Annotated in this window: 5 protein-coding genes and 1 pseudogene; 2 read left to right on the top strand and 4 right to left on the bottom strand. The window is 68.4% G+C overall.

Annotated features, from left to right (window positions below; translation table 11 throughout):
• Nucleotides 1-165 precede the first annotated feature (165 nt).
• On the bottom strand, nucleotides 166-2,994 hold the full coding sequence (gene secA / locus HY68_RS15260) for a preprotein translocase subunit SecA (RefSeq protein ID WP_041989084.1): 2,829 nt from the start codon (nucleotides 2,992-2,994) through the stop codon (nucleotides 166-168).
• Nucleotides 2,995-3,233: 239 nt separating this feature from the next.
• Here secA and HY68_RS15255 point away from each other — a divergent pair, with 239 nt between their 5' ends.
• Both HY68_RS15255 and HY68_RS15250 read left to right on the top strand, forming a co-directional pair.
• Nucleotides 3,234-3,806 carry a GNAT family N-acetyltransferase gene (locus HY68_RS15255; RefSeq protein ID WP_041989083.1) on the top strand — a complete coding sequence of 191 codons (573 nt, stop codon included), beginning with the start codon at nucleotides 3,234-3,236 and terminating at the stop codon, nucleotides 3,804-3,806.
• Between the two features lie 42 nt (nucleotides 3,807-3,848).
• Nucleotides 3,849-5,024 (top strand): crosslink repair DNA glycosylase YcaQ family protein, encoded by a 1,176-nt coding sequence (locus HY68_RS15250; RefSeq protein ID WP_041989082.1) that lies wholly within the window; start codon nucleotides 3,849-3,851, stop codon nucleotides 5,022-5,024.
• A gap of 32 nt (nucleotides 5,025-5,056) precedes the next feature.
• Here HY68_RS15250 and HY68_RS15245 read toward each other — a convergent pair whose 3' ends face one another.
• The 3 genes and pseudogenes from HY68_RS15245 to HY68_RS45165 all read right to left on the bottom strand — a co-directional run.
• Nucleotides 5,057-5,815, bottom strand: a complete 759-nt coding sequence (locus tag HY68_RS15245) for a response regulator transcription factor (RefSeq protein WP_041989081.1) — start codon at nucleotides 5,813-5,815, stop codon at nucleotides 5,057-5,059.
• A gap of 228 nt (nucleotides 5,816-6,043) precedes the next feature.
• Nucleotides 6,044-6,733, bottom strand: coding sequence for a ribosome-associated translation inhibitor RaiA (raiA, locus tag HY68_RS15240; protein WP_041989080.1), 690 nt, complete (start codon nucleotides 6,731-6,733; stop codon nucleotides 6,044-6,046).
• A gap of 292 nt (nucleotides 6,734-7,025) precedes the next feature.
• Nucleotides 7,026-7,302, bottom strand: a pseudogene (locus HY68_RS45165) (ComF family protein); the annotation flags it as partial.

Here is a 7,302-nt window from a genome sequence, read left to right as displayed (position 1 = left end):
GCGCTGGCGCTGCGCGGCGGTGGAGATCGGCGGCGTACGGGTCTGATCCGGCCCGACCGGTTCGGACCGGTCGGGCCGGCGCCCGAGGGCCCGGGAACAGACCACAGGGCCGGGACACGCCCCGAAGGACGTGCGCCCGGCCCTGTGGACCCAGCTCGCTGCCGGCTACTTCTTGCGGCGGCGGCCACCGGTCGTCTTCTGCGCCTTGCGCCGCTCGGCGCGCGTCAGACCGTCCGACGTGGACCGCGTCGGACCGCCGGCCTCGGCGCTCTGGAAGTCGCCCTCGACGACACCGCCCTCACCGTCCACCGTGGGGGCGGAGAAGTGCAGCCGGTCGGGGCGCTGCGGCGCGTCGAGACCCTTGGCGCGGATCTCGGGACGGCCGGAGCCCGCCGGTACGGCGTCCTCCTTGACCAGCGAGGTGCGCTCGGCCTCGTCCTGCACCGGCACCTCCTCGACCTGCTGCTCGACCTGGACCTCCAGGTTGAACAGGTAGCCGACGGACTCTTCCTTGATGCCGTCCATCATGGCGTTGAACATGTCGAAGCCCTCGCGCTGGTACTCGACCAGCGGGTCCTTCTGGGCCATCGCCCGCAGGCCGATGCCCTCCTGGAGATAGTCCATCTCGTAGAGGTGCTCGCGCCACTTGCGGTCCAGTACGGAGAGCACCACACGCCGCTCCAGCTCACGCATGATGTCCGAGCCGAGCTGCGCCTCGCGCTCCTCGTACTGCTCGTGGCAGTCGTCCTTGATGGACTCGGCGATGAACTCGGAGGTGATGCCCGCGCGGTCGCCCGCCGCGTCCTCCAGCTCGTCGACCGTGACCTTCACCGGGTAGAGCTGCTTGAACGCGCCCCACAGCCGGTCGAGGTCCCACTCCTCGGCGAAGCCCTCGACGGTCTCCGCCTGGATGTACGCGTCGATCGTGTCGTCCATGAAGTGCCTGACCTGCTCGTGCAGGTCCTCGCCCTCCAGGACGCGGCGGCGCTCGCCGTAGATGACCTCGCGCTGACGGTTCAGCACCTCGTCGTACTTGAGGACGTTCTTACGCGTTTCGAAGTTCTGCTGCTCGACCTGCGACTGCGCGGAAGCGATGGCGCGGGTCACCATCTTGTTCTCGATGGGGACGTCGTCGGGGACGTTGGCCATCGACATCACGCGCTCGACCATCTGCGCCTTGAACAGCCGCATCAGGTCGTCGCCGAGCGACAGGTAGAACCGGGACTCGCCGGGGTCGCCCTGACGTCCGGAACGGCCGCGCAGCTGGTTGTCGATACGCCGCGACTCGTGCCGCTCCGTACCGAGGACGTAGAGCCCGCCGAGGTCCTTGACCTCTTCGAACTCGGCCTTGACCGCGCCCTCGGCCCGCTCCAGCGCCGCCGGCAGGGCGGCCGCCCACTCCTCGACGTGCTCGACGGGGTCGAGGCCGCGCTGGCGCAGCTCCGCCTCGGCGAGGTCGTCGGGGTTGCCGCCGAGTTTGATGTCCGTACCACGGCCGGCCATGTTCGTGGCGACCGTGACAGCGCCCTTGCGGCCGGCCTGGGCGATGATCGTCGCCTCCCGGTCGTGCTGCTTGGCGTTGAGCACCTCGTGCTGCACACCGCGCTTGCTGAGCTGCTGCGAGAGGTATTCGGACTTCTCGACCGAGGTGGTGCCGACCAGGATCGGCTGGCCCTTCTCGTGCTTCTCGGCGATGTCGTCGACGACGGCGGCGAACTTGGCGACCTCGGTGCGGTAGATCAGGTCGGACTGGTCCATGCGGACCATGGGCCGGTTCGTCTGGATCGGCACCACGCCCAGCTTGTAGATCTGGTGGAACTCCGCGGCCTCCGTCATGGCCGTACCGGTCATGCCGGAGAGCTTGCCGTAGAGGCGGAAGAAGTTCTGCAGGGTGATCGTGGCGAGGGTCTGGTTCTCGTCCTTGATGTCCACCCCTTCCTTCGCCTCGATCGCCTGGTGCATGCCCTCGTTGTAGCGGCGGCCGGCGAGGATCCGGCCGGTGTGCTCGTCGACGATCATGACTTCGCCGTCGATGACGACGTAGTCCTTGTCGTTCTTGAAGAGTTCCTTGGCCTTGATGGCGTTGTTCAGATAACCGACGAGCGGGGTGTTCACCGACTCGTACAGGTTGTCGATGCCCAGCCAGTCCTCGACCTTCGACACACCGGGCTCGTGGATGGCGACGGTGCGCTTCTTCTCGTCGACCTCGTAGTCGCCGGTCTCCTCGATGCCCTTGAGCTGGTTACCCGCCTCGCCCCTGGACAGCCGGGTGACGAGCTTGGCGAAGTCGCCGTACCACTTCGTGGCCTGGTCGGCGGGGCCGGAGATGATCAGCGGCGTACGGGCCTCGTCCACGAGGATCGAGTCGACCTCGTCCACGATCGCGTAGTTGTGACCGCGCTGGACCAGCTCGTCCTGCGACCACGCCATGTTGTCGCGGAGGTAGTCGAAGCCGAATTCGTTGTTCGTCCCGTACGTGATGTCACAGGCGTACTGCTCGCGGCGCTGCGCGGGCGACATGTTGGCGAGGATGCAGCCGACCTCAAGTCCCAGGAACTTGTGGACGCGGCCCATCAGCTCGGAGTCACGCTCGGCCAGGTAGTCGTTCACCGTGATCAGGTGGACGCCCTTGCCGGTGAGCGCGTTGAGGTAGGCGGGGAGCGTACTGACGAGGGTCTTGCCCTCGCCGGTCTTCATCTCGGCGACATGGCCGAAGTGCAGCGCGGCGCCACCGGCCAGCTGGACGTCGTAATGACGCTGGCCGAGGACTCGCTTGGACGCCTCACGGACGGTCGCGAACGCCTCGGGAAGCAGATCGTCCAGACTCTCACCGTCGGCGTAGCGCTCTTTGTACTCGTCGGTGAGCGCCCTCAACTCGGCGTCGGAGAGGTTGACGAAGTCCTCTTCGATGGAGTTGACCTGGTCCGCGATGCGGTGCAGTTTGCGCAGGATCTTGCCTTCGCCTGCACGCATGAGCTTGTTGAAGACGGACACTGAGGTTGGTCTCCTTGCCGGTCGGGCCTGGCACTGGATCGTGTATGGACACGGGCACGGGCACGGCAGGCGGACCCCACCGCATCGGCCATCGTAAGCGAGGACCGGGCTGCGCCGGGAGGGCCGCCGTCGAAGGGGCCTGCTGTTACCCGTATCAAGAACGCGCGGAACGCACGGAAGGTGCCGGTGAGATACGAAAAGTGCTCGCATCCGGCGATCTCCGACAGCAGAATCCGAGTATGGAACCCCTCACCCTCACCAGCCCCCGACTGCTGTTGCGCACGCTGACACCGGACGACGTCGACGCGGTCCACACGATCTGCCAGGACCCGGAGATCCAGCGCTGGGTGACGATTCCCTCACCGTACGAACGGCAGCACGCGCAGTACTTCGTGGAGCAGCTCGTCCCGGACGGCTGGCAGACCGGAACGATGTGCACCTTCGGGGTATTTCCCATAGGCGGGGGGCCGCTGATGGGCGCGGTGAACGCGCACAGCCAGTCCGGCATCTGGGAGACCGGCTACTGGACGGCGAAGGAGTACCGGGGGCGCGGCTTCACCACGGAGGCCGTGACCGCCGTGGCCCGCTGGGTCTTCACCGCGCTGGCCGCCGAGCGCCTGGAGTGGCGGGCCGAGGTCGGCAACACCGGCTCGCGTGCCGTCGCCGAGAAGGCCGGCTTCGTGATGGAGGGCGTGCTGCGGGCCGCCCTGCTCAACCGGGGGACGCTGCGGGACGTCCGGATAGGCTCGCTGCTCCCGTCCGACCTGGGGCTGCCGGGCCCGCACCCGTACCTGCCGTCGGACGCGGCGTAACCGCCGGGCCCGTTGTCAGTGGCGGCGTCTATCGTGCCCATCATGACGACTGTGCCGCCCGCCGCCGCCGAGCTGTCCGCCGACGAGGCCCGCCGAATCGCGCTGCGCGCGCAGGGATTCATCGGCGCCCCCGACCGCCGTGGCGGCGTGCGGGGAGTGCTGCGCCATCTCGGCGCCGTCCAGCTGGACACGATCTCGGTGCTGGCCCGCTCGCACGAGCTGGTGCCTTACGCGCGCCTGGGCGCCGTCGGCCGCAAGCCGGTCGAGGACGCGTACTGGACGGCGGCGCCCACCCCGCCGCACGCGTTCGAGTACTGGTCGCACGCGGCCTGTGTGCTGCCCATCGAGGAGTGGCCCCACTTCGCCTTCCGGCGCCGCTCCTACCGCTCCCGTCCGCACTGGAACCACGCCCTGACGGACGGGGTGTACGAGACGGTGATCAAGCAGCTGCGCGACGAGGGCCCGCTGACGGCGACGGAACTGGGCGGCGCCAAGAACGGCGGCCTGTGGTGGGACTGGTCGGAGTCGAAGGTCGCCGTCGAGCGCGCGCTGATGTTCGGTGAGGTCGTGTGCACGGGCCGGCGCGGCTGGAAGCGGGTGTACGACCTCGCGGAGCGCGCCGTGCCGGACGCGCTCCTGCACGACGACCTGGACGACGCGGAGTGCGTGCGCCGGCTGGTGCGGCTCGCCGGCCGCTCGCTCGGTGTGGGGACGCGCGCGGACATCGCCGACTACCACCGGCTGAAGGGCGAGTGGGTCGACGCGGTGATCGCCGACTGCGGTCTGGTGCCGGTGACCGTCGAGGGCTGGGGGAAGCCGGCCTGGGCCGATCCGGAGGCGCTGGCGAGCGTCCCGCGCGGACGGCACCGTACGACGCTGCTGTCGCCGTTCGACTCGCTGATCTGGGAGCGGGCCCGTACCGAGCGGATCTTCGGCTTCACGCACCGGCTGGAGGCGTATGTGCCCAAGCCGAAGCGGATCTACGGCTACTTCGCCATGCCGCTGCTGGCGGGCGGCCGGCTGCTCGGCCGGGTCGACCCGGCCCGTGAGGGCAGCACGCTGGTGGCGAAGCAGGTCTCGCTGGAGGGCCCCAAGGCGGTCGCGCCGATGGCGCAGGCGCTGCTGGAGGCCGCCCGGTGGGTGGGGTGCGACGCGGTACGGATCGAGCGGGTCGACCGCTCGGAGCTGACGGCGGAGCTGGTCCGCGCGGTCGCCTGACCCCGCCGGCCGTCACGTGCCCGCGGCGGCCGTCACCGGATTTCGAGGATCTTCTCCCGCATCGCGTAGACCACGGCCTCCATGCGGGAGTGCAGTTGCAGCTTCTCCAGGATGTTGCGCACGTGGTTCTTCACGGTGTTCTCGGAGATGAACAGCTGTTTGGCGATGTCCCGGTTGTTCATGCCCGTGGCGACGAGTTTGAGGACTTCCAGCTCCCGCTCGGTCAGCCGCGGCGCGGGCACGAGTCTGCGCTCGTCGGTGCGCTGGATCATCGACTTGAACTCGGTCAGCAGCTTGGACGCCATGGACGGGCTGATCTGCGACTGGCCGTCGGCGACGGCCCGGATCGCGGTGGCCACCTCGTCGGTGGAGATCTCCTTCAGGAGATAGCCGGTGGCGCCGGCCTTGATCGCGTCGTAGAGGTCGGCCTCCTCGTCGCTGATCGTCAGCATGATGATCTTGGCGCTGGGGGCCACTTCCTTGATGGAGGTGCAGGCCTCGATACCGCCGCGCTTGGGCATCCGCACGTCCATCAGCACGATGTCCGGCAGCAGGTCGGCGGCCTTGTCGACGGCCTCAGCTCCGTCGCCCGCCTCGCCCACGACCTGGATGTCCTCCTCCTGGGCGAGGACGATCTCCAGACCGCGGCGGAACAGCGCGTGGTCGTCGACGACGAGGACCCGGATGGGTTCCTTGCGGGACCCTTCCCGTTCCGCGTCGGCGTCGGGCCCCGTACCAACGACCGTCTCGTCGGCACTGTGCGCGTGCACCGGCCCGAAGCTGTCCGCCATCGTTCCTCCACCTGAAGGTCGTGGTCCGCATTCGGATGAGCCGGCCAACCGCTGTTCGCAGACCACCTGTTGTCTTGCGACGCCATGATTTCATGCCTGGGCGGCGGTTATTGGTGCCTCGCTCGCACAGAGGTGCCCCCGAGGTCGTAATGAGCACTCAGGGGCACCTTCGGAACCGGCGGATCTCAGCCGATTCCCCGCCGTGTCTCAGCCGTTCACACGCCCTTCTCAGCCGCCGAGATGGCCGCCGGCGCCCTCCGCGTCGGAACCGGCCAGCGGGTCGGTCCTGAGGTGGATCACGCCGTAGTCGTACGCGTGGCGCCGGTAGACGACGCTAGGTTCCTTGGTGTCGGAATCGACGAAGAGGTAGAAGTCGTGTCCGACCAGCTCCATCTCCTCAAGGGCCTGGTCGAGCGTCATGGGCGCCGCGACATGGTTCTTCTCCCGTACCACCAGGGGACCTTCGCCCTGCACCTGCAGGGAACCGACCATCGTGGTCGGGACGGCGTGCGCCGCCTCTTCGGCCGCGGTCTCGCCGTCGCTGTTCAACTCGGCCACGCCGGGGACGACATCGACGACCTCGGCGGCGGACAGCCGGCCGGCGCCGCGACGGTTGTGGCGCTTCTCGTTCTGCTTGCGCAGCCGCGCCTCCAGCTTGCCGGTGGCCAGGTCCAAAGCCGCGTACGGGTCGCCTGCCGCGGCCTCCGCCCGGATCACCGGACCACGCGAGCGCAGGGTGATCTCCACCCGGTCACAGCGGTCCGCCTGACGGGGGTTGTGTTCCTTGGACACCTCGACGTCCAGGCTGATCACCTTGCCGTCGAGCTTCTGGATCTTCTCCAGCTTCAGCTTCTCGGCCACGTGCTTGCGGAACCGCTCAGGCACCTCTGTCTTGCGGCCCTTGACGACGATGTCCACGCAGAACTCCGTTCCCGGATCGCCCCGCTTCGCTGCGGGGCGTCCCCACTGTTGCACCAGACCCCAGTTGTCACCGGAGTCTCGGACTTGGTGACTTTCACCTCCCCTTCCCCATCGGCAAGGTCTCCACCCCAAGAAGCGAGGAACTCCGTTAATGACGGCTGTACCGGCTTTCGCCAAGCCTTACAACCGAACATAGCCCTCCTGGAGGGGTGTCGGCACCCGCTACCAGCGCGTACGCCCGTTCAGGTGTTTCTCTGCCCGGTTTACCTGCGGAGATGCAAAATACTGATCAGTTCCGGTTTATTTCGAAGGACAGGGGCGGTGCGGCGATCACCGCGGCGCTCACCTGACCGAATCCCGGAATGCCCGGCCGTATCGCGGAATGCAGGGCGCGGGCCGCCTCGGCCAGTGACGCGCCGGTCGTCATGACGTCGTCCACGAGGACCGCTCTGCCGCTCTCCAGGAGCCTCGCGCCGCCCACGGCGACCTCCAGCGCCCCGGACAGGTTCGCCTGCCTCTGACGGGCACCGAGGCCCGCCTGATCGGCCACCACCCGGCGCTGCCGC

This window comes from Streptomyces sp. AcH 505 (assembly GCF_000818175.1).
Lineage (GTDB): Bacteria > Actinomycetota > Actinomycetes > Streptomycetales > Streptomycetaceae > Streptomyces.
Note: the sequence above shows the minus strand (reverse complement) of the source record. Positions and strands in the feature narration are given on the sequence as shown.